The sequence below is a fragment of the Serratia sp. CY83965 genome, assembly GCF_052166375.1.
Classification (GTDB): domain Bacteria; phylum Pseudomonadota; class Gammaproteobacteria; order Enterobacterales; family Enterobacteriaceae; genus Serratia; species Serratia marcescens.
The window spans coordinates 71,399-94,990 of record NZ_JBJNOV010000001.1; the positions used below are offsets into that span (position 1 = coordinate 71,399).

General features: G+C 61.1%; 26 protein-coding genes. 14 read left to right on the plus strand and 12 right to left on the minus strand.

Annotated elements, in window-relative coordinates:
• Nucleotides 1–5: 5 nt before the first annotated feature.
• The 4 genes from ACJ8PL_RS00385 to ACJ8PL_RS00400 all read right to left on the minus strand — a co-directional run bounded on the left by ACJ8PL_RS00385 (nt 6) and on the right by ACJ8PL_RS00400 (nt 4,913).
• Complete coding sequence (locus ACJ8PL_RS00385; RefSeq protein ID WP_016928945.1) at nt 6–1,181, minus strand: hypothetical protein; 1,176 nt, start codon at nt 1,179–1,181, stop codon at nt 6–8.
• Nucleotides 1,178–2,464: a hypothetical protein gene (locus ACJ8PL_RS00390; protein WP_442530731.1), complete on the minus strand. Its 1,287-nt coding sequence runs from the start codon at nt 2,462–2,464 to the stop codon at nt 1,178–1,180. The genes ACJ8PL_RS00385 and ACJ8PL_RS00390 overlap by 4 nt, the downstream gene beginning before the upstream one ends.
• Nucleotides 2,465–2,517: 53 nt before the next feature.
• Entirely contained in the window at nt 2,518–3,042 is a 525-nt protein-coding gene (cybB, locus tag ACJ8PL_RS00395) for a cytochrome b561 (RefSeq protein ID WP_097103131.1), read from the minus strand.
• Between the two features lie 269 nt (nt 3,043–3,311).
• Nucleotides 3,312–4,913 (minus strand): ABC transporter substrate-binding protein, encoded by a 1,602-nt coding sequence (locus tag ACJ8PL_RS00400; protein ID WP_097102707.1) that lies wholly within the window; start codon nt 4,911–4,913, stop codon nt 3,312–3,314.
• A gap of 174 nt (nt 4,914–5,087) precedes the next feature.
• Between ACJ8PL_RS00400 and ACJ8PL_RS00405 the strand changes: the two genes are divergently transcribed.
• On the plus strand, nt 5,088–5,669 hold the full coding sequence (locus ACJ8PL_RS00405; protein WP_033641194.1) for a flavin reductase family protein: 582 nt from the start codon (nt 5,088–5,090) through the stop codon (nt 5,667–5,669).
• Here the strand turns inward: ACJ8PL_RS00405 and ACJ8PL_RS00410 are convergent.
• Entirely contained in the window at nt 5,666–6,046 is a 381-nt protein-coding gene (locus tag ACJ8PL_RS00410; protein WP_016928940.1) for a winged helix-turn-helix transcriptional regulator, read from the minus strand. The genes ACJ8PL_RS00405 and ACJ8PL_RS00410 overlap by 4 nt on opposite strands.
• An 84-nt stretch (nt 6,047–6,130) precedes the next feature.
• Here ACJ8PL_RS00410 and ACJ8PL_RS00415 point away from each other — a divergent pair, with 84 nt between their 5' ends.
• Entirely contained in the window at nt 6,131–6,898 is a 768-nt protein-coding gene (locus ACJ8PL_RS00415) for an NAD(P)H-dependent oxidoreductase (protein WP_110146714.1), read from the plus strand.
• Here the strand turns inward: ACJ8PL_RS00415 and ACJ8PL_RS00420 are convergent.
• Nucleotides 6,895–7,143 (minus strand): hypothetical protein, encoded by a 249-nt coding sequence (locus ACJ8PL_RS00420; protein WP_016928938.1) that lies wholly within the window; start codon nt 7,141–7,143, stop codon nt 6,895–6,897. The genes ACJ8PL_RS00415 and ACJ8PL_RS00420 overlap by 4 nt on opposite strands.
• Before the next feature lie 192 nt (nt 7,144–7,335).
• Here ACJ8PL_RS00420 and ACJ8PL_RS00425 point away from each other — a divergent pair, with 192 nt between their 5' ends.
• From ACJ8PL_RS00425 to feaR, 3 genes are all read left to right on the plus strand, one after another.
• Entirely contained in the window at nt 7,336–7,740 is a 405-nt protein-coding gene (locus tag ACJ8PL_RS00425) for an Exc2 family lipoprotein (RefSeq protein ID WP_016928937.1), read from the plus strand.
• 107 nt (nt 7,741–7,847) lie between these two features.
• Nucleotides 7,848–8,489, plus strand: coding sequence for a DsbA family protein (locus ACJ8PL_RS00430; protein WP_048795772.1), 642 nt, complete (start codon nt 7,848–7,850; stop codon nt 8,487–8,489).
• 137 nt (nt 8,490–8,626) lie between these two features.
• Entirely contained in the window at nt 8,627–9,526 is a 900-nt protein-coding gene (gene feaR, locus ACJ8PL_RS00435) for a transcriptional regulator FeaR (RefSeq protein WP_049299733.1), read from the plus strand.
• A gap of 33 nt (nt 9,527–9,559) precedes the next feature.
• Here the strand turns inward: feaR and ACJ8PL_RS00440 are convergent, their stop codons facing one another.
• Nucleotides 9,560–11,059, minus strand: a complete 1,500-nt coding sequence (locus tag ACJ8PL_RS00440; protein WP_442530733.1) for an aldehyde dehydrogenase family protein — start codon at nt 11,057–11,059, stop codon at nt 9,560–9,562.
• Between the two features lie 159 nt (nt 11,060–11,218).
• On the minus strand, nt 11,219–11,857 hold the full coding sequence (gene leuE, locus ACJ8PL_RS00445) for a leucine efflux protein LeuE (RefSeq protein WP_016928933.1): 639 nt from the start codon (nt 11,855–11,857) through the stop codon (nt 11,219–11,221).
• Nucleotides 11,858–12,094: 237 nt separating this feature from the next.
• On the opposite strand from leuE, the gene ada reads away from it, so the two are divergent.
• Nucleotides 12,095–13,150, plus strand: coding sequence for a bifunctional DNA-binding transcriptional regulator/O6-methylguanine-DNA methyltransferase Ada (gene ada, locus ACJ8PL_RS00450; RefSeq protein WP_110146715.1), 1,056 nt, complete (start codon nt 12,095–12,097; stop codon nt 13,148–13,150).
• Nucleotides 13,147–13,860: a 2OG-Fe(II) oxygenase gene (locus ACJ8PL_RS00455; RefSeq protein ID WP_442530734.1), complete on the plus strand. Its 714-nt coding sequence runs from the start codon at nt 13,147–13,149 to the stop codon at nt 13,858–13,860. The genes ada and ACJ8PL_RS00455 overlap by 4 nt, the downstream gene beginning before the upstream one ends.
• Here ACJ8PL_RS00455 and tehB read toward each other — a convergent pair.
• Nucleotides 13,855–14,718 (minus strand): SAM-dependent methyltransferase TehB, encoded by an 864-nt coding sequence (gene tehB, locus ACJ8PL_RS00460; RefSeq protein ID WP_016928930.1) that lies wholly within the window; start codon nt 14,716–14,718, stop codon nt 13,855–13,857. The genes ACJ8PL_RS00455 and tehB overlap by 6 nt on opposite strands.
• A gap of 178 nt (nt 14,719–14,896) precedes the next feature.
• On the opposite strand from tehB, the gene ACJ8PL_RS00465 reads away from it, so the two are divergent.
• A complete protein-coding gene (locus tag ACJ8PL_RS00465; protein WP_079450854.1) occupies nt 14,897–16,000 on the plus strand; it encodes a DUF1615 domain-containing protein in 1,104 nt (367 codons plus the stop codon).
• 55 nt (nt 16,001–16,055) lie between these two features.
• On the opposite strand, the gene ACJ8PL_RS00470 is transcribed toward ACJ8PL_RS00465, so the two are convergent.
• Nucleotides 16,056–17,735, minus strand: coding sequence for an alpha-keto acid decarboxylase family protein (locus tag ACJ8PL_RS00470; RefSeq protein ID WP_079450855.1), 1,680 nt, complete (start codon nt 17,733–17,735; stop codon nt 16,056–16,058).
• A gap of 675 nt (nt 17,736–18,410) precedes the next feature.
• Here ACJ8PL_RS00470 and ACJ8PL_RS00475 point away from each other — a divergent pair.
• The 4 genes from ACJ8PL_RS00475 to ACJ8PL_RS00490 all read left to right on the plus strand — a co-directional run bounded on the left by ACJ8PL_RS00475 (nt 18,411) and on the right by ACJ8PL_RS00490 (nt 20,566).
• Complete coding sequence (locus ACJ8PL_RS00475; protein WP_016928927.1) at nt 18,411–18,890, plus strand: universal stress protein; 480 nt, start codon at nt 18,411–18,413, stop codon at nt 18,888–18,890.
• A 156-nt stretch (nt 18,891–19,046) separates the two neighbouring features.
• Nucleotides 19,047–19,637 (plus strand): lipid IV(A) palmitoyltransferase PagP, encoded by a 591-nt coding sequence (pagP, locus tag ACJ8PL_RS00480; protein WP_028128205.1) that lies wholly within the window; start codon nt 19,047–19,049, stop codon nt 19,635–19,637.
• Between the two features lie 126 nt (nt 19,638–19,763).
• Entirely contained in the window at nt 19,764–20,252 is a 489-nt protein-coding gene (locus ACJ8PL_RS00485) for a DUF2501 domain-containing protein (RefSeq protein WP_079449624.1), read from the plus strand.
• A 50-nt stretch (nt 20,253–20,302) separates the two neighbouring features.
• A complete protein-coding gene (locus ACJ8PL_RS00490; protein WP_016928925.1) occupies nt 20,303–20,566 on the plus strand; it encodes a putative hemolysin in 264 nt (87 codons plus the stop codon).
• Nucleotides 20,567–20,602: 36 nt separating this feature from the next.
• Here the strand turns inward: ACJ8PL_RS00490 and ACJ8PL_RS00495 are convergent, their stop codons facing one another.
• The gene (locus ACJ8PL_RS00495; protein ID WP_048795777.1) at nt 20,603–21,220 is read right to left on the minus strand and encodes a hypothetical protein; all 618 of its coding nucleotides are present in this window, start codon (nt 21,218–21,220) and stop codon (nt 20,603–20,605) included.
• 173 nt (nt 21,221–21,393) lie between these two features.
• Between ACJ8PL_RS00495 and ACJ8PL_RS00500 the strand changes: the two genes are divergently transcribed.
• The gene (locus ACJ8PL_RS00500) at nt 21,394–22,176 is read left to right on the plus strand and encodes a DeoR/GlpR family DNA-binding transcription regulator (protein WP_016928923.1); all 783 of its coding nucleotides are present in this window, start codon (nt 21,394–21,396) and stop codon (nt 22,174–22,176) included.
• Nucleotides 22,177–22,178: 2 nt separating this feature from the next.
• Nucleotides 22,179–22,562: a VOC family protein gene (locus tag ACJ8PL_RS00505; protein ID WP_033651049.1), complete on the plus strand. Its 384-nt coding sequence runs from the start codon at nt 22,179–22,181 to the stop codon at nt 22,560–22,562.
• On the opposite strand, the gene ACJ8PL_RS00510 is transcribed toward ACJ8PL_RS00505, so the two are convergent.
• Complete coding sequence (locus ACJ8PL_RS00510; RefSeq protein WP_033634044.1) at nt 22,563–23,471, minus strand: LysR family transcriptional regulator; 909 nt, start codon at nt 23,469–23,471, stop codon at nt 22,563–22,565.
• Between the last annotated feature and the right edge of the window lie 121 nt (nt 23,472–23,592).

Genomic DNA, 23,592 nt, shown 5'->3' on the forward strand with positions numbered 1-23,592 from the left:
TATGTTCACGGCGTGGTGGAGCGATAGCGAACGAAGTAGGGCAGCGCCGGGGTCTCCCCGTCATCGTCATAGTGGCTTTCCGGTTCGATCACGGTTTGGCGCGTGTCGTCGCGCCCGTTGTACCGGTACTCCAACGGCTGTCGGTAGCGCACTTCGGATGAGCGCAGATCGAAAATCAGCGAAAGACGCGCATCGCCGTTATCCGTTTGGGCGACCAGCTTATCGTTGCCCGCCCAGAGCTGATACAGCGATTTATCGCCGGTCTCCAGCAGCACCTTCAACTGCCCGTCGGATTGATAACGCAGAAGCTGATACAGTCCTCTGTCCAGCGTTTGCGCGATCAGGTAGATGCCGCCGTCCGGGGCCTGCGCGCTTTCCTTGACGCGCACCAGCAGCCAATGCAGTTCAGTCACCTCGCCGGTTTTACCGTTAACGGCGATGTGTAACGCGCCGGAGCCGAGCACCGGGTTCATCCAGAAATGCACGCGATCGCCATCAACGGCGGTAAAAATCTCGGGCATGGATTTGCGCTTACCGGAGGCGTAAGCCGTCGGTGAGTCCTCTTCGCCGCGCTCAAAGCCCAGCAGTTGCCGCGCGTCCAGCAGCGCCGGCAGCTCCAGCGTCTGCCGCCAATGGGCGCCGAAGTCCGGGCTGTAGAATACGCCTTCGGTGCTGATGAGATACAGCGCGCGTTTTCCCGGTTGCGCCACCAGTTTGCCGCCGACAAAGGAAGGCCGGTTGTCGTCGCCCTCCGGCCAGGGGATCAGCGCCCCGATGGTGCCCCGTTGCACATCAACCAGCCTGCGGCCCTCAGAGAGAAAAAGCACGCACTCCTGCTCGCCGCAAACCGCATCGTGGATCAAGTCGTCGAGTTCCCCCAGCATCTGTAACCCTTTTGGGCCGGCAAACAGCACCTGGCTGAGGTAGTTGGCCGCCCAGCCGTAAAAGCTATTGTATGCGCGGTCTTCACTTCTTTTGCTGGTGAGCAGCAGAGCGCCGTCCTGCGCCGGGTAGCTGTGGATGAGATCGTAACGGGCTATCGTCGGCAACGCCTGGTCGCCCTGAGTCCATTGCCACTGCGCATAGCGTTGCTCAGGGGCGAGCAAATAGACGCCCAGCGCGCTGGCCAAAAACAGCGTCAGGATAATAAGGGGTCTTTTATAAAGCGCTAACGTCATCATTTCAGCTCCGTCACCTGAGCCTGCCGCCATAACCTGCGGCGCAGATTTCGCAGGTATTTAAACGTTTTAAACGTGCGGTGCTGGTCAAAAGAGTACAGGCGGCAGATCTGGGCGAAACCCTCGAACAACAGCGCCAGGCCGCTGACCATCAGCATCAGCAACAGAATAATTGGCGGCAATTCGCTGCCGAGACGCTTCAGGGTCCAGGCATCCAGATAAAAGCCCGCCGGGGTATCGGCGTTATCCACTACCGTCATGCCGAGCACAAAACACGCCACGATTGCCCCAAAAATGAAGACAACGCGCGCGCACAGGTTAAGGCCGGCTTCGGTGAAGTAGCGGCTGCCGCCGATGAGATAGGTTTGGCGATCGCGATGATTGATGATCCCACGCACCGTCGGCAACTCGGGGACGGTGTCGTTCTCGCAATACAGCACCTGCAGCGGATCGCCTTTGGCGATGAAAAGCGGATGTTGCCGACGAAATACCGGATGCAGTTTGGTATTGGGGACATTGAGCGCGCGGGTCGTCAACGCAAAGTGCGTCTCCTTCTGGCGCCACGCATACGTATCCAAATACTGCACCTGCCGCGGGATCTCATATTGGCAGAGTTCGTAGTTCAGGGCGTTGACCGTCTCGATGCCAAAGGTCTCGACGCCGTCCGGGAGGGGGGGCGCGGTCTGCAGCGGTGCGGTTGCCGGCACAGCGTCTGCGCGGACAGCCCGGTATTTGATGCCGGGGATTTTCAGGCTGAGCGAGCCGGGCGGCGTGACGTCTTGCCCCAGCAGCACGCGATCCAGCGCCCGGAGCAGGCGCCTGCGGCCGCGGTGCCCGATCAGCAGGAGCTCCGAACCGACGAACAGCACTATGCCGATGCCGATAAGGCCGGCGATGATGGCGATAAAGAACAGGACGATGGTCAGCCAGGAATCTTCCCCGTCCATGATGAAAAAGGCCGCCGGGAAACCGCCGGCCAGCACCGCGCCCAGCAGCAGCAGGGCGAAGTATTTCAGTTTGTATTTCAGCGTTCTGTCCGGCTCCAGCCGGCCTTTTGTCCCGTGCAGCAGCCAGTGCAGCCAGTAGCTGCCGTCTTGCAGGCGGTGGGCGCCGATCTTCACCCGATCGCCGGCGGCGAGCCTGGCCAGCAGATTTTCGCTGTCGCTGAAGTCGTCACGGTAAAAAAAGAATGTCTGGCCGGAGGCGATGATCCTCACCAGGTTGTCGGGCGCCGTCTGCTGGCAGGCGCATTGTTCGACGGTCACATTAAAAAATTGGGTTTGCATATCATTCCCTGTCAGCGGGCGTGGCCCGAAAATTCTTCCCTGGCGCCGGGTGGTCAGCGCTTTTTCATCAGCGGCAGCATGCGCACCAGCGCATTGTCCTTGACGATATAGTGGTGGAACAGCGCGGCGGTGGCATGCAGGCCGATCAGCCAGTAGCCGAATGACGCCAGCGTTTTGTGCCAGCCGATAATCGTCCGCGCCTGCGGCCGATCGGCCACGTCGGCGAACGGCATCGGCAGGCCGAACAGAAACCACTCCTTGCCGCCCAGATAGCGCGAATACACCCCCAGCACCGGCAGCGTCAGCAGCAGCAGGTAAATCAGGGTGTGCGTCAGGTGCGCCAGGCCGGTTTGCCACTTCGGCGGTCTGGGCGCGATGGCGGGCGAGGGGCGGCGCCAGCGCAGGAACAGGCGGGCGATCATCAGCGCAAACACCGTTACGCCGCAGCTGAAGTGGGTGACAACCAGCACGTACCAGGGGGCGCTGCCCGGTTCGGCAAAGCCCCGCAGCTCGATGGTGACGCAGGTGATGACCAGCAGGATCGCCACCAGCCAGTGCAGGCGAATTTGCCACGGCATGTAGGTGTTCTGCACCGGGTTACCTTTTGATGTTAAAGGGTCTGTGCGCCGATGGTAACGAAATGTTACATCGGAGGAAAGCGCGTGCGCGCAATTTAGGCAAAACGCCAGGTTCAACTCACTTATTAAGCTATTGGCTTAGTGGGATATGCGCCTGGCGATAGGTGAGCGTCGCAAGTTATGAAGCTAATAAACGATAGGTTCAGAGGCTGGCAGCTTATTAAGCGATGAAGCGGATTACGCCGCAGCCCTCGCTGCGGCGCCTGAGATCAGTTCAATTTGGCCTTGGCGAAATCGCTGCCGTTCACGTCCACCACGTAGCCGCTCAGGTTGCTGCGGGTGGCGTAGAACACTTTGCCGGTGGCCAGCGGCAGCCACGGCGCCTGTTTGGCGAAGATCACCTGCGCCTGTTGATACAGTTTGGCGCGCGCCTGTGGCTGGTTCTCCTGGATCGCCTGCTGGATCAGCCGGTCGTAATCCTTATCGCACCAGCGCGCCACATTGGCGCCGCTCTGCACGCCGGCGCAGCCGAGCAGGGTGGCGAAGTTGTCCGGATCGCCATTGTCCGATACCCAGCCGTACAGCGCGCTCTGTTGCTCGCCTTTGCGCAGCCCGGCCAGATACTGGCCCCACTCCCAGGTGACGATCTTGGCCTTCACGCCCACCTTCGCCCAGTCGCTCTGGATCATCTCGGCGATGCGTTTCGAGTTCGGGTTGTAAGGGCGCTGTACCGGCATCGACCAAATGTCGGTTTCAAAGCCCTGTTCCAGCCCGGCCTGCTTCAGCAGCTCGCGCGCCTTCTGCGGATCGTAGGCGTACTCCGGCAGTGTGTCGTTGTAGCCCAGCATGCCCGGCGGCAGCAGCGAATTGGCCGGCGTGCCGCTGTCTTTGAACACCGCGGCGACGATCGCTTTCTTGTCTACCGCGTAGCTCAGCGCCTGGCGCACCAGCAGGTTGTCGAACGGTTTTTTCTGGGTGTTGAACGCCAGATAGCCGACGTTCAGCCCGGTAATGTCGTGCAGCTGCAGGTTGCCGTCGGCCTTGATGGCGGCGAACTGTTCCGGCAGCGGCGCGGGGATGATCTGGCATTCGTTGGTTTTCAGCTTGGCCAGCCGGGTTTGCGGATCCGGCGTAATCGAGAAGATCAGGTGCTTGCTGGCCACTTCGCCCTGCCAGTAGTGAGGGTTGGCGGTGTAGCGGATCAGCGAATCCTGCTTGTACTGCTGCAGCGCAAACGGCCCGGTGCCGATCGGCCAGTTGTCGACGTATTCCGGCGTGCCCTTTTTCAGCATCGCGTCGGCGTATTCGGCGGACAGGATCGAGGCGAAATCCATCGCCCAGTCGGCGACGAAGGCGGCGTTGGGCTGGCTCAGCGTGAAGCGCACGTGATGCTCGTCCACCGCTTCCACCTTGGTGATCAGCTTATCCAGGCCCATGTCGGTGAAGTATTCATAGTTGCCGCCGGAGACCTTGTGATACGGGTTAGCGGGATCCTTCTGCCGCATCACGGTGAACACCACGTCTTCGGCGTTGAAGTCGCGTGTTGGGGTGAAGTATTTGTTGCTGTTGAATTTCACGCCCTGGCGCAGGGTAAAGATGTAGGTCTTGCCGTCCGGGCTGACGCTCCACTCGGTGGCCAGCGACGGGGCGGGGGTTTTATCGCTTTCGCGCAGCGTCACCAAGCGGTTGTACAGCACCTGCGAGGTGGCGATAAAGGTCGGCCCGGAGCTGGAGAGCTGCGGGTTGAACGATTCCGGCGAGGCGACGGTGCAGTACACCAGCGCATCGGAAGCGGCCAGCGCGCCGCCCGCCGACAACAGGCCGCAGCCGGCCAGCACCAATCCGGCGATAGGGTGTTTTAAAAACGTCAAGGCAAGATCCTCAGGTGGAGTGGGCCGTTACCGGCGAATTGATCTAACTATAGATAACGGATGGCGAGATCGGGAACAAGCGTCTCATCGGTGCATTCTGTGCGCCCCGCGTTGCTTGCCTTTACGGCGCAGATCTACACTGCTGGGCAAACAGTCACTCGCAAGGATTTCCCGATGAGCCACTTTCGTCCTGTCGCCCTCGAACACGCCAGCCGCCTGCTGAACCACGGCCCGACGGTATTGATCACCAGCCGCAGCCGCGACGGCGCCAAACGCAACGTGATGGCCGCCGCCTGGTCGATGCCGGTGGAGTTCAGCCCGCCGCGCATCGCCATTGTGGTGGACAAAGGGGCGCACAGCCGGCAAATGATCGAGGAGAGCGGCGCATTCGGCATTTGCGTGCCGGCGGCCATGTTCATCGACGCCACCTACGCGGTCGGCAGCGTGTCCGGGCTGGATGACGACAAGTTCGCTCGCTTTCACATCGCCGCTGCGCCGAGCGCTACGCTGCAGGTGCCGCTGATCGAACAGGGTTGCGTGGCGTGGCTGGAGTGCCGCTTATTGCCGGAAAGCGGCGCGCAGGAAAAATACGACACCTGCTTCGGCGAGGTGTTGAGCGCGGCGGCGGACGAGCGGGTGTTCCAGCAAGGGCGCTGGAACTTCACCGCCGCCAATGCGGATCTGCACACCATTCATCATCTGGGGGCCGGCAACTTCGTGCGCAGCGGCGAGACGCTGCGGGCCAAACCGCTTTAATCGGCTTCGCGCCCGCGGTCGGCATCATAGCGCTCGCGGGCGGCGTCCAGCTCGGGGAAATGGTATTCCGCCCATCGGTCCAGCGCCGTCAGCGTCTCGACCAGCGAGCGGGCGACGGCGCTGAGCCGGTATTCCACATGCGCCTGATTCTTTTCACTTAAATCCAGCCGTTCGAGCAGCCCGTTGCGTTCCAGCTGGCGCAGCGTTTGCGTCAGCACCTTCTGCGAAATGCCGTCGATGCGGCGCAGCAGCTCGCCGTTGCGCATCGGGCGCTGCGCCAGCGCAGGCAGGATCAGCATTACCCACTTGCCGGAAATCAGCGCCAGCGCATCGCGCGCGGAACACTTGCTCGAATAGACGTCGCCGGGATAAGCCATTGGGGGTTACCTTCAGGTGCGTAATTGCCAAGGGGGCGATAAAACCACAGCATAACAGCACCACCTTACAACGGGAGACACAGGATGAACGTGCTGATTGTGCTGGCTCACCCCGAGCCGCATTCTTTCAATGCCCATTTGGCCGAACAGGCGCGGCAGGCCTGGCTGGCGCAGGGGCATCAGGTGAAAACGGTCGATCTGTATCAGGAGGGGTTTGATCCGCGCGAGGGCGCCGGCCACTACCCCAGCAGAAAGCAGGCGGACAGGTTCGATGCGATGCAGGAACAGCGCCATCACTGGACGATCCAGGCGCTGCCGGCGGAGATCCGGCGGCATATCGAGCTGCTGCGCTGGGCGGATACGCTGGTGCTGCAGTTCCCTTTCTGGTGGTTCGGCGCGCCGGCTATCATCAAGGGCTGGATGGATCGGGTGTTCGTTTACGGCGGGATCTACGACAGCCGCCACCGCCATGAGAACGGCGTAATGCGCGGCAAACGGGCGCTGCTGACCGTCACCGCCGGCGCTTCCGCACAGGCCTGCGCGCCGAATGGGCGCGACGGCGACATGCGGCTGATGCTGTGGCCAATCATGCATGCGCTGCACTATATCGGCTTTAGCGTGCTGGAGCCGTTCCTGGTCTATGGCGTGCGCGGCGGGTTGGCGGGTGAAGCTCTGCAGGCGCAAAACGCCGCGTTGGCGCAGGTGACACAGGCGTACCGGGACGGTTTGAACGCGTTTTCCGCCTGGCCGGCGGTGCCGTTCAACCGCAATGAAGATTTTGACGCCGATCTGGCGCTGAAGCCCGGCGCGCCGGTGTACAGCCCGTTCGTGCGGCACTGCGATCCGGCTTAGAACCCGGCCTTCAGCAGTTCCTCGCGCAAATCGTCGATAATCGCCGGTTCGATGTCGGGGAACTGCTGCTGAATATCGGCGATGGCTTCGGCTACGCTGGGGCCGGCGAAAGTGCCGGAGAAGGGCACCAGCGGCAGATTCGCGTCGCTGTCCGGCAGTTCACCGCGGATGGTGCCGGTGATCATGCCCGCTTTTTTTTCCGCCGTGAGGTCGTACTCCCCCACGTTTTTGTCGATCGGTTTCATTGGCCGCCTCGCTGTCGGTGAGTGTTTACCCTGTCTGTTAAAGCATAGTGTTTCAGGCAATGAATACCAATCAATGTATATAATATCAATATAAAACAAAGTGATGCGCGATTTGTCGTTTGACGTTCACCGGGGGCCGGCGCTATGCTCGTGGCGCTAAAGGAAGCTTCCTCACTGACAGGGACAGACGACATGAAAAGACTGAAAAGCGCGGCGCTGTTGTTGCCGCTGTTGGCGCTCAGCGCCTGCACTCATCACCTCAGCAGCGCCGAGCAGCATGCCAAACACTACGTTTATCAAACCCGCGACGACTTCGATCCGCAATTCCGCACCGATGTGAACGGCAGCATTAAAAACGCCGTGCCGATGTTCGAACAGTTCTACCAGCAGGGGAAAAAGGATCGCGCGGCGGGCGTGGCGCGCAGCGAGGCGCAGAAAAAGGCCGATTACCTGGCCAGCGCGGAGTTCCAGCAGAACATGGAACACAAAACCATTTTCATCAATCGCGCCTACAGCAGCGCCGACAATCCTAAGCGCCGCCAGGTGCTCTCGCAGGAAGCGGTGGGTGCCTATTGGGACGGCTACGAAGGACGCTGACTTAATCCCTCACAAATAGAAGGTAATAAAAACTGGTCTTCTGGCGGTTATTTGATTATAAAAACCGCCGCTAAGGACGATGTTCATAGATGAAACCAGGAGTGTTTATGTTGGCAAAAGTTAAGCGTTCGTTCGCCGCCGCCGTCGTATTGATGTTGGCGCTGCCCGCGGTTCAGGCCGCGGATTACCGTGCGGGCGAGCAATATACCCGGCTGGATAAGCCGGTGGCCGCCGCGCCGGCGGTGGTGGAGTTCTTCTCCTTCTACTGCGGCCCTTGCTATCAGTTCGCCGAAACCTACCGCGTAGGCGGCACCGTGGCGCAGGCGCTGCCCGCCGGTGAGAAAGTCACCAAATATCACGTCAGCCTGATGGGCAAACTGGGCAATGCGCTGACCGAAGCCTGGGCGGTGGCGACGGTGCTGGGCGTGGAAGACAAGATTGAAGGCGCGATGTTCGACGCGGTGCAGAAACAGCGCGCCGTCAACGGCGCCGACGATATTCAGCGGGTGTTTACGGCGGCCGGCATCGATGCCGCCACCTATGAAAACGCGCGCCACAGCCTGCTGGTCAAAGGATTGATCGCCAAGCAGAACGAAGCGGTGAAAGCGTTCGAGGTGCGCGGCACCCCGTCGTTCTACGTGGCAGGCAAATACAAGATAGACAATGCCGGCATGGCCAGCACCAGCGTTGAAGGCTACGCCAAAGAGTACGCGGCGGTGGTGCGTTATCTGTTGGATACGCAGCCTTAAGGCGATGCTTCCCGGCGCTCGATGATCTGTGATCGCGGCGCCAAATCCCCCGCTCGCCATTGATTGTGTGTTAACGGATTGTTATGGTGTTTTTCTGTTCAACGGCGCAGCACCGCTGCTGTTTGAAGGGAGAGATCATGACGGCATTGGCAACGCTCCGGGACGTCGGCTTCGAAGAGTGGCTGGGGAAAATCAACACCGCCTGCGGCCGATTCTGCGCGAAAACGTTGGGGCCCGGCTTCAGCGGGGCGATGCAGGAGTTTCGCGCCCATGCCCTGCGCCTGAGCGTGGTCGACGTGTCTCAGGCCCGGCTGTACCGCACGCCGCGTGAGATCGCCCGCAGCGACGGCGCGCACTTTTTCACCGTCATCCAGCTGCGCGGCAGCGCGTTGATGGAGCAGGGCGATCGCCAAACGCTGCTCTCTCCCGGCGACATGACGCTGATCGATGCCTCACGGCCCAGCAGCTTCACCTTCCAGCGCGATTCGCGCCAAATCTCCCTGTTGTTGCCGCGCGGCTGCCTGCCGCTGCCGCCGCCCTGCGCCCAGCGTCTGGGGGCCGAGCTCAGCGCGGTGCGCCTTAGCCGCCAGCTGGTGCTGAGCAGCATGCAGGATCCTCAGCTCGCCGCGGCGGAAAGCGAGGCGGTGCTGAATGCGCTGGCGGCGCTGCTGCGCCCGGCGTTGGCGCTCGAACAGGCGCGCCCGGAGGGACAACAATCGGTCTTCGACAAGGCGCTGGCGTTGATCGACAGGCATATTCAGTCGGCGCAGCTGCGCCCTGAGTGGGTGGCGGCCGAGTTGGGGGTGTCGTTACGCAGCCTGTATCGGCTGTTCGCCCGTCAGGGGCTGGTGGTGGCGCAGTACATCAGGAACCGCAGGCTGGATCTGTGCGCGCAGGCGCTGCGCAGCGCCGCCGGGCAGGAAAAGCTGGCCGGGGTCGGCCTCGACTGGGGCTTCGCCGATCACAGCCATTTCTCGACCGCTTTCAAGCAGCGTTTCGGCATGTCGCCGAGCGAATACCGTCGGCAGTATCAGTAAATCAGGACGCGGGCCAGGCCCGCGCCGCTGCACTCAATAGCGGATGCAGACCGATTTCGACTCGGTGTAGGCATCCAGCCAATCCGGGCCGAAATCGCGGCCGCTGCCCGACTGTTTGAACCCGCCGAACGGCATGTTCGGGTCGATCAGCGTATGGGTGTTGACCCACACGGTGCCGGCCTGAATGCGCGGCGTCAGCGCCATCGCCTGCTGCAGGCTGGTGGTCCACAGGCTGGCGGTCAGCCCGAAGTCGGTGTCATTGGCCTTGCTCAGCGCCTCTTCGGCGCTCGCCACACGGATCAGGTTGACCACCGGGCCGAACACTTCCTCGCGCGTCAGGTTCAGCCGATCGTCCGGGTTGATCACCAGCGTCGGCGGAATGTAGAAGCCGTTGGCGTCCGGCCCGGCCGCGCCGCCGATAAGCTCGGCGTTTTTCGCCCGGGCGTCGTCCAGGTAGGCCGCCACCTTGTTGCGGTGCGCGAGCGACACCAGCGGGTTGATTTGCGCGCCGGTATCCATCCCCGGCCCGATCGACAGCGATTTCACCGCCTGTTCGAATCCGGCTACCAGCCGATCATAAATCGGCGCTTCAATATAAATTCGCGAGCTGGCGGCGCACACCTGCCCTTGGTTGAGGAAACTGCCGAGCATCAGGCCTTCGATCACCTGCTGCGGATCGGCATCTTTCAGCACGATGGCCGGGTTTTTGCCGCCCAGCTCCAGCGTCACGCGGGTCAGGCGATCCGCCGCCGCGCGCGCGATGCTTTTGCCCACCGGGGTGGAGCCGGTAAAGCTGACTTTGGCGATCAGCGGATGTTCGGTCAGCGCCTTGCCGCACACGGTGCCGCGGCCGGTGACCACGTTGAACGCGCCCGGCGGCACGCCGGCTTCGCTCGCCAGTTCGGCGATGCGCAGCAGGGTGAGCGGGGTGGTTTCCGACGGCTTGATGACGATGGAGCAGCCCGCCGCCAGCGCCGGCATCACTTTCCACATGCCGATCATCAGCGGGAAGTTCCAGGGCACGATGCCAGCGACCACGCCGATTGGCTCTTTGCGGGTATAAACCTGATATTTGGCGCCCGGCGGCATCGGAATGGAGACGTCCAGCGTCTGGCCGGTGATTTTGGTCGCCAGCCCGGCGGTGTAACGCATCCAGTTCAGGGTGCTGCCGACTTCGAAAGCGCGGGCGATGTTGATGGATTTGCCCTGCTCCAGGGTTTCGAGCTGCGCCAGCTCTTCGGCGTGCTGCTCCACCAGATCGGCGAAGCGCAGCAGGATGCGTTCGCGCTCTACCGGCAGACGCTGCGCCCAGACGCCTTCGCTGAAGGCTTTGTGGGCGGACTGCACCGCCAGCGCGACGTCGTGTTCGTTGGCGTCGGCGGTGGTGGCGATCTGCTGCCCATTGGCGGGGTTATACACCGCCAGGCGGCCTTCCGCGGCGGACGCGCGCCACTGGCCGTCGATATACAGCCCATGCTGACGATCGAGAAAACGCGACACGCTATCCAGCACGGCTACGGTATTGTCAGACATACATCCTCCGATCAGGCTCATCAGGTTATCGTTAACCCTGAGAGTCTAGATCAGCGGTAAAGCGGCGGCTTTGCTCTGCCTGACATTCGGTTTGTCCTGCGTGTCATTTTGCCGTGACGGAACAGTAAACTGCGGCCGGCGGGCGCCGGCCGGGAGGGATCACGAGCTCAGGGTCGCCAGACGGGTGGCGAAACCGAGGAACAGCAGGCCGATCAGGCCGTTGCCGAGCTTCGCCAGGCCTTTCTTGTGATTGAAGAAATGCGCCAGCATCGCGCCGGAGAAGATCAGCGTGCTCATGTAGATAAAGCTGACGGCTTCGAGGATCAGCGCCAGAATGGTGAACGACAGCCCGGTGTGCGCGTAGTTAAAGTCGATGAACTGGACGAAGAACGACACGTAAAACAGAATAGCTTTCGGGTTGGTCAGGCTCAGCGTCAGCGACTTGCGCAGAATGCTGTGGCCGCCTTCAATTTGCTGCTGTTGCGCCTGCGCCTTCTGCACGAAGGTGGCGTAGAGGATTTTTGCGCCGAGGAACAGCAGGTAAATCGCGCCGAGAAAACGTACCAGGGTAAACAGGAACGGCGTGGTGCGGATCAGCGAAGCCACGCCGATATAGGCGCAGAAGATCAGGATCGCATCGCCGATAAACACGCCCAGCGCCGCGGTATAGCCGGCGCGCACGCCGCGCGATACGCCGGTTTTCAGCACGTACAGCGTATTCGGCCCCGGCAGAATGATGATGAAGACCACCCCGGCCAAATAGGTCCATAAATTCAGGACGCCAAAACTCTCTAACACAATAACCTCTCCATGCGCGCAACTAACAGGCAGAAACACTGGCCACGCCCGTGGCCGGCCGCGATCCTAACGCCGTGCAACCAGGTTGGCAACGTAATAAACTTCATGTTGTTGGTTAAAAATTGTCGAAACATTGTTGAAAACGTCGGCATCGAATTAAAAAGCAAGAGTCGGCGTGTTTCGCCAACGGCTCGTCACTATGCTGGTTAACATCGAAACCGCAGTGAGGAACGGATGATGAAAAACGTAATCGACAGCGCCGATCCGCGCTGGCTGGCGATCGTCAGCCGCGACAAGCACGCCGACGGCCGCTTTATCTACGCGGTGAAAACCACCGGCGTGTATTGCTCGCCTTCCTGCCCGTCACGCCAGCCGAATCGGCAAAACGTGGAGCTGTTCGACGATGCGGAGCAGGCGGAGGCGGCGGGTTATCGGCCCTGCAAACGCTGCCGGCAAGGGCTGACACCGCTGACGGAACAGCATGCGCGGCAGATAGCCGCGGCCTGCCGCTATATCGAACGGGCGGAAAAAGCGCCGTCGCTGCAGACGCTGGCGCGCCACGTCGGGTTGAGCCAATACCATTTCCACCGGCTGTTCAAAGCGATCACCGGCCTGACGCCGAAAGGCTACGCCGATGCGCAGCGCAGCCAGCGCTTGCGCGCCGGTCTTACACAGCGGGAAACGGTGACCGACGCGATCTTCGACGCCGGCTATGGCGCCAATGGCCGCTTCTACCAGCAGGCCAACGCCGCGCTGGGCATGACGCCGAAGGCCTATCGGGCGGGCGGCAAAGGCATGCGCATCCATTTCGCCGTCGGGCGCTGTTCGCTGGGCGAGATCCTGGCGGCGCAGAGCGAGGTGGGCATCTGCGCCATTCTGCTGGGGGACGATGCGCAGCAGCTGGTGCAGGATCTGCAGGACAAATTCCCCAACGCCGAGCTGATCGGCGGCGATGCGCAGTATGAAGCGCTGATGGCGCAGGTGGTGGGCCTGATTGAAGCGCCGGAGAACGGGCTGGCGCTGCCGCTGGATATTCGCGGCACCGCGTTTCAACAGCGAGTCTGGCGGGCGCTGCAGGCGATACCGGTCGGCGAAACCGTCAGCTATGCCGATATCGCCCGGCGTATTGGGGCGCCCAAAGCGGTGCGCGCGGTGGCCGGCGCCTGCGCCGCCAACATGCTGGCGGTGGCGATCCCCTGCCACCGGGTGGTGCGCAACGACGGCGCCTTGTCCGGCTATCGCTGGGGCGTCGAGCGCAAGAAAGCCTTGCTGGAAAAAGAGGCGCAGCGATGAGCGGCGCGCTGGCGGCCCGGCTGGCCGAATTGGACTGGGCGGCGATTGAGCGCGAACTCGATGCGCAGGGCTGCGCGCGGCTGCCCGGCGTGCTCAGCCAAGAGCTGTGCCGCGAGCTGACAGCGCTCTACCCGCAGGATGCGCACTTCCGCAGCCGCATCGTAATGGCGAAGCACGGTTTTGGCCGCGGCGAGTACCGCTATTTCGCCTATCCGCTGCCGCCGCCGGTGGCCGAGGCGCGCAGCCTGATGTATGCACGGCTGGCGCCGGTGGCCAACCGCTGGAACGCCTTGTTGGGCCTGGCGGCGCGCTATCCCGCCGAACACGAAGCCTACCTGGCCGAATGCCACCGGGCCGGCCAACGGCGGCCGACGCCGCTGCTGTTGCGCTACGAAACAGGGGATTACAACTGCCTGCATCAGGATCTGTACGGCGAGCGGGTGTTTCCGCTGCAGGTGGCGTTTTTGCTCTCCGTCCCCGAACGGGATTTCACCGGCGGCGAATTCGTGCTGACCGAACAGCGGCCGCAGATGCAGAGCCGGCCGGAGGTGGTGCCACTGCAGCAGGGCGACGCGGTGGTGTTCGCCGTGCATCACCGGCCGGTGGCGGGAATGAAAGGTTACTATCGGGTCAATCTGCGCCACGGCGTCAGCCGGATACGCACCGGCCAACGCCATACGCTGGGGGTGATCTTTCACGACGCGCTATAGCTTGCGCGCCAGCAGGGTGGCGAAGCGCAGCGAGATGCGGTTGCCGTTGGCGTCGGTCTTGTGCAGTTGGCCGACGTCTTCGTTGTATTTGAGGATTTCCCAGTCGCGATAATAATGCTTCAGCTCACCCGGGCTGAAGGTGAACGGGAACGGCAGCGGGCAGGGATAATCTTCGGTATCCATCGCCGCCACGATCAGGTTATGGCCGCCGCGCACGGTGCTGTCCTGCATGTTTTGCACGATATGCGGGATTTGCTGCCGCTCGAGGAACATCAACACCACGGTGGACAGGATGAAGTCATATTCGCCGCTGAAGCGGTGAGTATTGAGATCCTGCACCCCGGCGCGCAGGCGGGTCAGCTGCTCGGCGTCGACGATCTGGTTGAGGCGAGCTATCGACGGCGCGTGCTTGTCCCAGGCGGTGACGTCGAAACCTTTCAGATTGAGATAGAGCGAATTGCGGCCGCCGCCGCAGCCCAGATCCAGCGCCTTGCCCGGCGCGATGCGCGCCGCCGCCTCGATCACTTCGGAGTGGGTGCGCGTCAGTTCGTATTTCTTGTGGTAGTAATCTTCCGGCGTGCAGTAAAACGCCAGCCGGCAGGTCATGTCGTCCGAGAAGGAAACGATGCGATGCCACTGCTGCGGCGCGATAAACGGCGGCTGGCTTTCGGGGCTGAACTGCCAGGTTTCGGTGGTGGCGCCGTCTTCGGTCATCATGGCGAACGTCAGGTTGCCGCTCAGCACGGTGAGCTTCGCCCAGGTGCCGCTCTGGGTGTTGTGGCGCTGGCGGAAGGCTTCCGGCAGCGTATCGCTGTTCCATTCCGGCAGGGTTTTATAGCAAAGCAGCTGCTGCTCCATAGGGGGCTCCTCTGGCTGGGTGAGCAAAGTGATTTATATGATGCATATAAAATACATCTTTATCGATCGTTTGAACATAGCGGCCTGACGGAAAGGCGCGGCGGTATCTTTATACTGGATTGTGCGCGGCGGCTGGGCTAATTTCAGTGCTGTTCATGTCATCACGTTCAGGGAAAAGATGCCGATACCTCGTTTATTCCACCCGATGCCCTTCCGTTGGCTGAGCCTGGCCGCGCTGCTGGCGCTGGCGGGCTGTACCAGCAAGACCACCACCACGGCGCCGGCGGCGCGTCCCGCCGACGTCAAAGCCCGACTGATGACGCTGATCCCGGCCAACGCCGGCGATCGTCAGGGCTGGGCCACCGATATTACCGCCGCCTTTGCCGCGCAGGGCATCGAACCGAGCGATGAGAACCTGTGTTCGGTGCTGGCGGTGACCGAACAAGAGTCGACGTTCCAGGCTAACCCGCAGGTGCCGGGGCTGCCGAAGATCGCCTGGAAAGAGATCGACCGCCGCGCCGATCAGATGCACATCCCGAACTTTTTGGTGCATACCGCGTTGAAGATCTCGTCGTCGAACGGCCAGAGCTACAGCGAGCGTCTGGATAAGGTGCGCACGGAGAAGGATCTGAGCGATATCTTCGATGACATGATCGACCGCGTGCCGATGGGACAGAAACTGTTCGGCCATTTGAACCCGGTACATACCGGCGGCCCGATGCAGGTGAGCATCGCCTTCGCCGAGGCGCACGCCAAAGGGTATCCTTATCCGGTCGACGGCTCGATTCGCCGCGAAGTTTTCAGCCGGCGCGGCGGTATGTACTTCGGCATTATGCATTTGCTGGGGTACCCGGCCGATTACAGCCGGCCGATTTACCGCTTTGCCGACTTTAACGCCGGCTGGTACGCCAGCCGCAACGCGGCGTTCCAAAACGCGGTCAGCCGGGCGAGCGCCATTCCGCTGGCGCTGGACGGCGATCTGATCGACTTCAGCAGCGACAAGCCCGGCTCGACCGAGCTGGCGGTGCGCACGTTCGGCAAGCGCCTGAACATGAGCGACAGCGCCATTCGCCGGGCGCTTGAGAAAGGCGATACGGCTGACTTTGCCGATACCGACCTGTATAAGAAGGTCTTTGCGTTGGCGGGCGGCAAGCTGCCGCGTGAGATGCTGCCGGGCATTCAGCTGGAAAGCCCGAAAATCACCCGCAAGCTGACCACCGCCTGGTTCGCCAAGCGGGTGGATGAACGCCGCCAGCGTTGCATGGCGCGCGCCGGCGGGTAACGGCATGAAAAACGCCGCCGGCGGCCTGAACCACCGGCGGCGCGATCATCGCGCCTCAGGCGCTGCGGCGCGGGTTGGTCAGGCCGAAGTTAAAGCTGTTGCAGCGGTTACAGAACTCTTTCATCACTGGCGGCGTGTCCATCATCGGCACTTTCACCTCGATAAACGCCAGCCGATCCTGCCGCGAGGCGTGTTCCAGGGCCATTTCCAACTGTTGTGTGGTTTCCACCGCCACGCTGAACGGCTGCGCCTGGGTATTCAATACCGCCGGCAGTTTGGTGTAGTCCCACGGGCTGATGTCGTTGTAGGACGAGTTTTCGCCGAGGATATAGCGTTCGATGGTGTAACCGTCATTGTTGATCAGGAAGATGATCGGTTTTTGTTCACAGCGCAGCAGGGTGGACACTTCCTGCGCGGTAAGCTGGAAGGAGCCGTCGCCGATGAACAGCAGGTGACGGCGCTCAGGAGCCGCCATCAGGGTGCCGAGCAGCGCCGGCAGGGTATAACCGATCGAGCCCCAAATCGGTTGGTTGACCACCTTGACGCCGCCCGGCATGCGCATGCCGCCGATGGCCGCGCCCGAGGTGCCGTTTTCCACCACCACCACATCATCCGCCTGAATGAAGCGTTGGATCCGCTGCCACAGATAGGCCTGGTCGAGAGGCGCGTCGCTCGGCGTCGCCAGCTTGTCACGCGGATCGGCCAGCGGTGATAAACGCTGCGCCGGCGCGTCTTCGCTCAGGTCCAACAGCGCCTGCAGCAGATCCGCCGTCGACACCGCCGGGTAGGAAGTCTTGTCCAGCGTCATCGAGAACGGCTGAATATCCACCTGAGCGGCGGCGGGAATTTGCTGCGAGAAATAGCCGGTGGTGGAGTCCACCAGACGCACGCCGAAACTCAGCACGCAGTCCGAGTGGGCCATGCGTTCATAGAGTTCGGGGCGCGATAGGTTGCCGCTGTAGCCGCCCATCCAACCGGCGGTATCTTCCGGAATAATGCATTTGGCGGTTGGCATATTGGTCAGCGGAATGGCAAAGCGGTGAGCGACGGCGATAACCTGCTGCTGCAACCGATAACGATCCACCATTTGGTCGACCAATATGATCGGGCGCTGCGCGCGTTTTATTTTGGTTAACAGCGCCATCGCCGCTAATTGCACATTGTATTTATCGCTTGCCGGCAACTGCGGCGGTGCTGCGGCTGCGGCAACTTCAATTTCGACATCGCAAATATCAGACGGCAGCTGTAAATATACCGGTTTCTTCTCTATCCAGGCGCGAGAAATAACGCGTGGAATTTCCTGAGCGGCATTTTCCGGCGTGATCAGAGCCTGAGCGACGGTGAATTGTTTAAAGCAGTTCATGACGTTGTCGAAATTGCCGTCGCCCAGGGTATGGTGCAATAGCTGATGATTCTTCATCGCGTGCAGCGGCGGCGTGCCGGCGATGCAGACCACAGGTGAAGATTCGGCATAGGCGCCGGCGATGCCGGACAACGCGGCCAGATCGCCGACGCCGTAGGTGACGATCAGCGCGCCGGCGCCTTTCATCCGTGCGTAGCCGTCAGCGGCGTAGGAGGCGTTCAATTCATTGCAGTTGCCGACAAATGTCAGCCGTTCGTCGCTTTCCAACAGCTCCAGCAGGCTGAGGTTATAGTCGCCGGGCACGCCGTAAATACGATCGACGCTCAGGGCATGAAGCTGTTGCAGAATGAATGACCCGATAGTTATTTTCATTGATTGCTCCGGATTATTTATCTTTATTTTGTCAGGCGAAAATCAGCAAAAATAAATTGCTGGCGATGTTGTGTCGTTAGCATTAACAGTTATTTAAAGTCTCGGCTTGTTCAAGATAAGGAGGGCGGCCGGTGAATAGGCGGTTTGTATTCGGCGCTTTACGCGATTGAGTAATACATAAAAAGTAGGGTTATTGGATATTGGGAAGAGACGGTATTTTTCATTGACGGTATATCGGCAGAGAAGCGGCGGCGCATTGGCATTTATCGTGATGCAGGGCGAGACATCCGGTACTTTTGACGCCGCGTTAAGTCCCATCGGGTGGCGTAACGCTTTTTGCCTGAGAAAGAAAAGCAGAGCCTGGCGTAAAGGGGCATTTTGGTGATCCGCCGCACGCTTATTTCACGAAACCATCCCGTAACCAATAAAAAACAAAAAATTAACAATAAGGTTTTTTTATTCGGTCATGGTTGTCAGTTTTGCTTTACAGATGCCGCAATGCGCGCCGCGTCGGGCCGGTGTAAAAATGGGCCGTCACGGGCGTTAATATAACGTGGCGGTCATCACATTCTGTGGGAAGTGATACGTAAACTTTTCTCTACGTGTGCGCGGATGGCGTATACCTACCAGAGGGGATCATATCCCAGTAGTGCTGGCCTGGGAGGGGGAAGTGTGATGAAAGGCTATCGGCATATTTTGGTACTGATTCATAACGAGCGTGATGGGCTGCCGTTGCTGAGTCAAGCGGCGGCGATGGTGCGCGGGCAGCCAATCGCCCTCACTGTCGGCCATCTTAACGCCGACTATGCGGAGCTGGAGTACGGCAGCGATGCGTTAATCAAGGATCGCCAGGCGCAGGAAGTGATCGCCGCCAAGGCGATGCTGAGCCGGTTGGTGAGCGCCGTCGATGTGCCGGTCGCGGTCAAGGAGATTGTCACCATAAGGCGCTTTAAGGACGTGAGCGATTTTATTCACCAGGCCGGCATCGATCTGGTGGTGGTCGGGCACCAAAACCGCCTGTTCGGCCTCTATTCCTCTTATTCCCTGGCGTTTGTGAACCGTCTCGATGTCGATGTGTTGGTCAAGCACCTTGCTCGCGAGTCGCGTGCGACAAAGCGGACTTTTCCCACGGTTTTGCCGCCCGAAAGGCGATAGCATGCGGATATCGGTACGGTCTGTCATGAATTATTGGGAATTTTCCGGTGCTAAACTTAACCAAAGCACAACGGGCGTTGGATAAATTAGATACGGCTTGATCTTGCCCGGGCTATCGGTAAAAATCTGCGGCCGTATTTTTACAGGAGCTTTACGATGTTTCTAAAACGGACTCTTTTGGCGTGTTCTCTGGCGTTGATATTTCCTGCACTGCCTTCGTACGCTGAGGTTGGTGCAGAAAGTGGCAATGCCGCACAGGCTGAAAAACCGGGTTTATGGCAGCGTTTTACCGATAACGTGGCGGAGACCTGGAACAACTCGCCTAACCACGATCTCTATATCCCGGCCATCACCTGGCACAACCGTTGGACTTATGATGATGAGCATATCGATAAGTACAACGAACGCCCGTGGGGCGCCGGTTACGGCATCTCCCGCTACGACAGCGACGGTGACTGGCACGGCATCTATATCATGGCGTTCAAGGACTCCTTCAACAAATGGGAGCCGATCGGCGGTTATGCCTACGAGAAGATCTGGCGCCCGCTGGATGACAAGGATTTTCGCCTGGGGCTGGGCTTCACCGCCAGCGTCACCGCGCGCGACAACTGGAATTACATCCCTATCCCGGCGCCGCTGCCGCTGGCCTCTATCGGCTATCAGCGGCTGACGTTCCAGGCGACCTACATTCCCGGCACCTATAACAACGGCAACGTGTTCTTCGCCTGGCTGCGCTGGCAGTTCTAAACTTCCTGAATTCCGAAAAACGGCGCGGCGGCGAGATAAAAGGAACTTGTCGCCGCCGACGGCGTCGGAAGGGTATCCCGGCGCGCTGCGCCGATTGCATGCCGTTATGACAGGAGTTTCACCACTATGATCACCAAACATCGTTTATTTCTGGCTTTGGCGCTGTCCGCTACCCTGGCCAGCGGCGCCACCCAGGCCGCCGGGCTGATGGATTCCCTCAGCAGCGCGGCGGGCGAACTGAGCAAGTCGGGCGGCGACAGCAGCGGCGGCATGTCGCTCTCCTCGTTGACCGGCCTGCTGAACGGCGGCGACAAGGCGTTGAGCTCCAGCAGCATGACCAATGCCGCCGGTATCCTGCAGTACTGCGTGAAAAACAATGTGCTGTCGGCTAACGGCGCCGAAGGGGTGAAAGATCAGCTGCTCAGCAAGCTGGGCATCACCAGCACCGAAAACGCCAAGAGCCAGGATTATCAGCAGGGCCTGGGCGGCTTGCTGCAGACCGGCGAAGGCAAGAGTCTGGATCTGAACAGCCTGGGCACCTCGCAGATCACCGAGAAGGTGAAGCAAAAAGCCTGCGATCTGGTGCTGAAACAGGGCAAATCCTTTATTTCATGATGAGCGAACGGCGGAGCGTTCCGCCGTTCGTTTTTGCATAAGCTGAAAAAATGAAAAAAACGTTGATGCTTTCCCTGCTGGCAGGGATGACGATGTTGCAGGGGTGTTCCGTGAAATCCAATGAGGCGCCGCCACCGCCGCAGGTGAAACCGATCGGCATGGCGAACCCGGCCGACGTGTACTGCACCCAAATCGGCGGCAAGTTGAACGCCAAAGAGAATGCGGCAGGCCAGTATTCCACCTGTACCTTGCCGAGTGGGCAGGAAATTGAAAGCTGGGAACTGTTCCGCCGCGATCATCCGGTGAAAAAGTAACCCTATGTGGCGCCGGCTCTTCCGCCCGGCGCCCGATCAGAATTGGCGATCGCCTATCGGCTGCAGCTGCAGGCTGCCATCCTTCTGTAGCGTCAGCGGCATGCGCCAATCGCGCTGTTTATCCAGGTTGAACGGCCGGGAGCGGAACATGCAGCCGGTCTTGATGTTCTTGATTTTCATCACGTGTTCCGCGTCCGCATTGATTTTTACCTCGAAGCTGCCGGCGGGCGGAATAAAGACTTCCGCCAGCTGTTGCGGCGCCGCCGGCGTTTCCAGTTTGACCAGCACCGCGAAATCGTTGCCCTGATTATCCAGCGTCAGCCGATGCAGGCCGGATGCGGGCAGCCGCGTCGGCTGATGCAGATAACCGGCTGAGGCGGGCCACGGCTGGCCGACATTGTCGTGCAACGGCCCACCGCACTGTTCGCGCGCCTCTCGCAGCGGCATTTCGCGCTTGATTGCGCGATTGTAATCGGCGGGGGCGGCGAGGCTGAATTCGTCGTCATATTGGTGGGCGCGCAGATAGCGCTTGGCGCCGAGCACCCCAACGGCGACCAGCATGAAGAACAAAAATATCCTCAGGCGATTTTTGAAAATCAGCCCGAACAGCTTCCCGGGGAGTTGAAACAGCCACCTTGCGATCGTCAATAACATCGTTTTCCCTTAGCGCCCAAGCCGTTACGTCTGCGGTAACTTCGCTTGCCTCAGTATAGCCAACATCCCGCAGGCGAAAATCCTGCCCGGCGATTTTTCTTCCGCCCTGGATTGTACGTTTTTGTTTGTTTGTGTACATTCGTGATCACTTTTAGCGTCACCGGATTGACATGATGTCCAAACTGTTACCGAATGAGCGTCACCAGGCCATTCTTGACACGCTCCGCCAACAGGGGCGGGTGCTGGCCCTGGAGATGGCGCAGCGGCTGAACACCACCGAAGCGACCATCCGCCGCGATCTGCGCCAGCTGGCGGCGCAGAACCTGTGCAAACGCATCTATGGCGGCGCGCTGGCGCCGACGCCGGCCGAGGGGCCCGTTGCGACGCGCATTGCGCTCAGCGGTGACGAGAAGCTGGCGCTGGCGCAAACCGCGCTGGGGGTGATCGGTGAAGAACAGCTGATCTTCCTCGACGCCGGCAGCACCCACCTGTATCTGGCGGATCTGTTGCCGCGCGATCGGCGTTTAACGGTGGTGACCAATGCATTGAGCATCGCCGGCAAAATGCTGGAGCGGCCGGGGATCCGCACCATCCTGATCGGTGGCGAGTTGGATGCGCAGGTCGGCGGCTGCGTGGACGCCAAGGCCGCGGAAGAAATCGACGGTTTCCATTTCGATTTGGTGTTCACCGGCATTTGCGCCTACGACCCGGCCGGCGGCTTCTCCGCGTTGAGCTACCAGGACGCCACCTTCAAAAAGCGGCTGTTGACGCGCGCCGGCAGCGTGGCGGTGCTGTGCACCCGCGACAAGCTCAATACCTACGCCCCTTACCCCTTCCTGCCCGCCGGGCGGGTGGATCATCTGGTGACGGCGCGCGGCGCGCACCCGCAGCTTGAGCTGCAGGTGGCGCAGGGCGGCGGCCAGGTTTGGCACAGCGATTTACCGACCGGAGAATGATGATGAAAATAGCCCATGTTGCTCTGTGGACCCGTGACATCGACGCGCAGCTGGCGTTCTGGCAGCGCTATTTCAACGGTGAAGCGGGAGAGGAGTACGTCAGCCGCAACCGGCCGGGGTTCGTTTCCCGTTTCGTCAGCCTGGCGGCCGGGCCGACGCTGGAGATCATGCGCGTGCCGACGTTGCTGCCGGCGCAGGCGCAGGAGGAGCGGGTCGGTTGGGCGCACATCGCGCTGTCGCTGGGGGATGAGCGGCAGGTCGATCGGTTGGCGCAGCGCGCGCAGCAGGAGGGCATTTTGCTGTCCGCGCCGCGCTGGACCGGCGACGGTTTCTACGAGGCCGTCATTCGCGATCCAGACGGCAATGCGATCGAAATCACCGCCTGATCACTCTTCTTCAATGCTGGCGAACTGCTCGCCCAGATAGTCGAGCAGCAGCCGCACCGCCGGCAGCAGGCCGCGGCGCGACGGGTAAACCGCATGCACCACGCCGCCCTGCGGCTGCCAGCCCGGCAACAGTTGCACCAGCTCGCCGCGCAGCATGTCGTCGCGCATCATCATCGCCGGCAACTGAACGATGCCGGCGCCGGCGATGGCGGCGGTGCGCAGCATCAGCATGTCGTCGGTGACCAGCCGCGGCGTGTGTTCCCACTCCACCCGTTCACCCTGCGGGCCGGTCAGCCGCCATTGGTGCTGACCGCGCGCCGGGCCGAGATCGAGCGTCGGGTATTTACGCAGGTCTTCCGGCGTGTGCGCCGGCCCGAGGGTGCGCACCAGCGCCGGGCTGGCGGCGACGCACCAGGTGCGCTGCGCCAGGATCTTCAGCACCAGATCGCTGTCCTCCAGCGGCGGCGGCCGCACGCGGATCGCCAGATCCAATCCTTCCCCCACCACGTCCACCCGGCGGTTGGTGGCCTCCAGATGCACCGTCACCTTGGGATAATCGGCCATAAAGGCCGCCACCATACTGCCGACGCGAGTGTGCAGGATCGCCACCGGGCAGGACATGCGCACCGTGCCGCAGGGCTCGGCGCGCGTCTGTTCGATCGCCTGCTGCGCCGCTTCCGCTTCCACCAGCATCGCCTTGCAGTGCGCGTAATAGGTTTGGCCGACCTCGGTCACCGAGAAGCGCCGCGTTGAACGCTGGATCAGGCGCACGCCCAACCGCTCCTCCAGCAGCGCCACGCGGCGGCTGAGCTTGGATTTGGGAATGCCCAGCGCCCGGCCGGCGGGGGCGAATCCCTGGTGATCGACCACGCTGGCGAAGAAAAACAGATCGTTCAGATCGGTCAGCATCGTACCCCTTATCGTTCTATCAGTAGAACGCTGAGTGTACATCTTGCCTACTACTGCAGCAAACTCCGGCGGATTAAACTTCTGACATCAACTTAAGGCCGTGAGGTCTGAAACGGGAGTT

What these genes read in the sequence shown, in the direction of transcription:
- ACJ8PL_RS00385 (WP_016928945.1), bottom strand. Translation starts at nt 1,181, where the DNA reads ATGATGACGTTAGCGCTTTATAAAAGACCCCTTATTATCCTGACGCTG.
- ACJ8PL_RS00390 (WP_442530731.1), bottom strand. Translation starts at nt 2,464, where the DNA reads ATGCAAACCCAATTTTTTAATGTGACCGTCGAACAATGCGCCTGCCAG.
- cybB (WP_097103131.1), bottom strand. Translation starts at nt 3,042, where the DNA reads ATGCCGTGGCAAATTCGCCTGCACTGGCTGGTGGCGATCCTGCTGGTC.
- ACJ8PL_RS00405 (WP_033641194.1), top strand. Translation starts at nt 5,088, where the DNA reads ATGAGCCACTTTCGTCCTGTCGCCCTCGAACACGCCAGCCGCCTGCTG.
- ACJ8PL_RS00410 (WP_016928940.1), bottom strand. Translation starts at nt 6,046, where the DNA reads ATGGCTTATCCCGGCGACGTCTATTCGAGCAAGTGTTCCGCGCGCGAT.
- ACJ8PL_RS00415 (WP_110146714.1), top strand. Translation starts at nt 6,131, where the DNA reads ATGAACGTGCTGATTGTGCTGGCTCACCCCGAGCCGCATTCTTTCAAT.
- ACJ8PL_RS00420 (WP_016928938.1), bottom strand. Translation starts at nt 7,143, where the DNA reads ATGAAACCGATCGACAAAAACGTGGGGGAGTACGACCTCACGGCGGAA.
- ACJ8PL_RS00425 (WP_016928937.1), top strand. Translation starts at nt 7,336, where the DNA reads ATGAAAAGACTGAAAAGCGCGGCGCTGTTGTTGCCGCTGTTGGCGCTC.
- ACJ8PL_RS00430 (WP_048795772.1), top strand. Translation starts at nt 7,848, where the DNA reads ATGTTGGCAAAAGTTAAGCGTTCGTTCGCCGCCGCCGTCGTATTGATG.
- feaR (WP_049299733.1), top strand. Translation starts at nt 8,627, where the DNA reads ATGACGGCATTGGCAACGCTCCGGGACGTCGGCTTCGAAGAGTGGCTG.
- ACJ8PL_RS00440 (WP_442530733.1), bottom strand. Translation starts at nt 11,059, where the DNA reads ATGTCTGACAATACCGTAGCCGTGCTGGATAGCGTGTCGCGTTTTCTC.
- ada (WP_110146715.1), top strand. Translation starts at nt 12,095, where the DNA reads ATGAAAAACGTAATCGACAGCGCCGATCCGCGCTGGCTGGCGATCGTC.
- ACJ8PL_RS00455 (WP_442530734.1), top strand. Translation starts at nt 13,147, where the DNA reads ATGAGCGGCGCGCTGGCGGCCCGGCTGGCCGAATTGGACTGGGCGGCG.
- tehB (WP_016928930.1), bottom strand. Translation starts at nt 14,718, where the DNA reads ATGGAGCAGCAGCTGCTTTGCTATAAAACCCTGCCGGAATGGAACAGC.
- ACJ8PL_RS00465 (WP_079450854.1), top strand. Translation starts at nt 14,897, where the DNA reads ATGCCGATACCTCGTTTATTCCACCCGATGCCCTTCCGTTGGCTGAGC.
- ACJ8PL_RS00470 (WP_079450855.1), bottom strand. Translation starts at nt 17,735, where the DNA reads ATGAAAATAACTATCGGGTCATTCATTCTGCAACAGCTTCATGCCCTG.
- ACJ8PL_RS00475 (WP_016928927.1), top strand. Translation starts at nt 18,411, where the DNA reads ATGAAAGGCTATCGGCATATTTTGGTACTGATTCATAACGAGCGTGAT.
- pagP (WP_028128205.1), top strand. Translation starts at nt 19,047, where the DNA reads ATGTTTCTAAAACGGACTCTTTTGGCGTGTTCTCTGGCGTTGATATTT.
- ACJ8PL_RS00485 (WP_079449624.1), top strand. Translation starts at nt 19,764, where the DNA reads ATGATCACCAAACATCGTTTATTTCTGGCTTTGGCGCTGTCCGCTACC.
- ACJ8PL_RS00490 (WP_016928925.1), top strand. Translation starts at nt 20,303, where the DNA reads ATGAAAAAAACGTTGATGCTTTCCCTGCTGGCAGGGATGACGATGTTG.
- ACJ8PL_RS00495 (WP_048795777.1), bottom strand. Translation starts at nt 21,220, where the DNA reads ATGTTATTGACGATCGCAAGGTGGCTGTTTCAACTCCCCGGGAAGCTG.
- ACJ8PL_RS00500 (WP_016928923.1), top strand. Translation starts at nt 21,394, where the DNA reads ATGTCCAAACTGTTACCGAATGAGCGTCACCAGGCCATTCTTGACACG.
- ACJ8PL_RS00505 (WP_033651049.1), top strand. Translation starts at nt 22,179, where the DNA reads ATGAAAATAGCCCATGTTGCTCTGTGGACCCGTGACATCGACGCGCAG.
- ACJ8PL_RS00510 (WP_033634044.1), bottom strand. Translation starts at nt 23,471, where the DNA reads ATGCTGACCGATCTGAACGATCTGTTTTTCTTCGCCAGCGTGGTCGAT.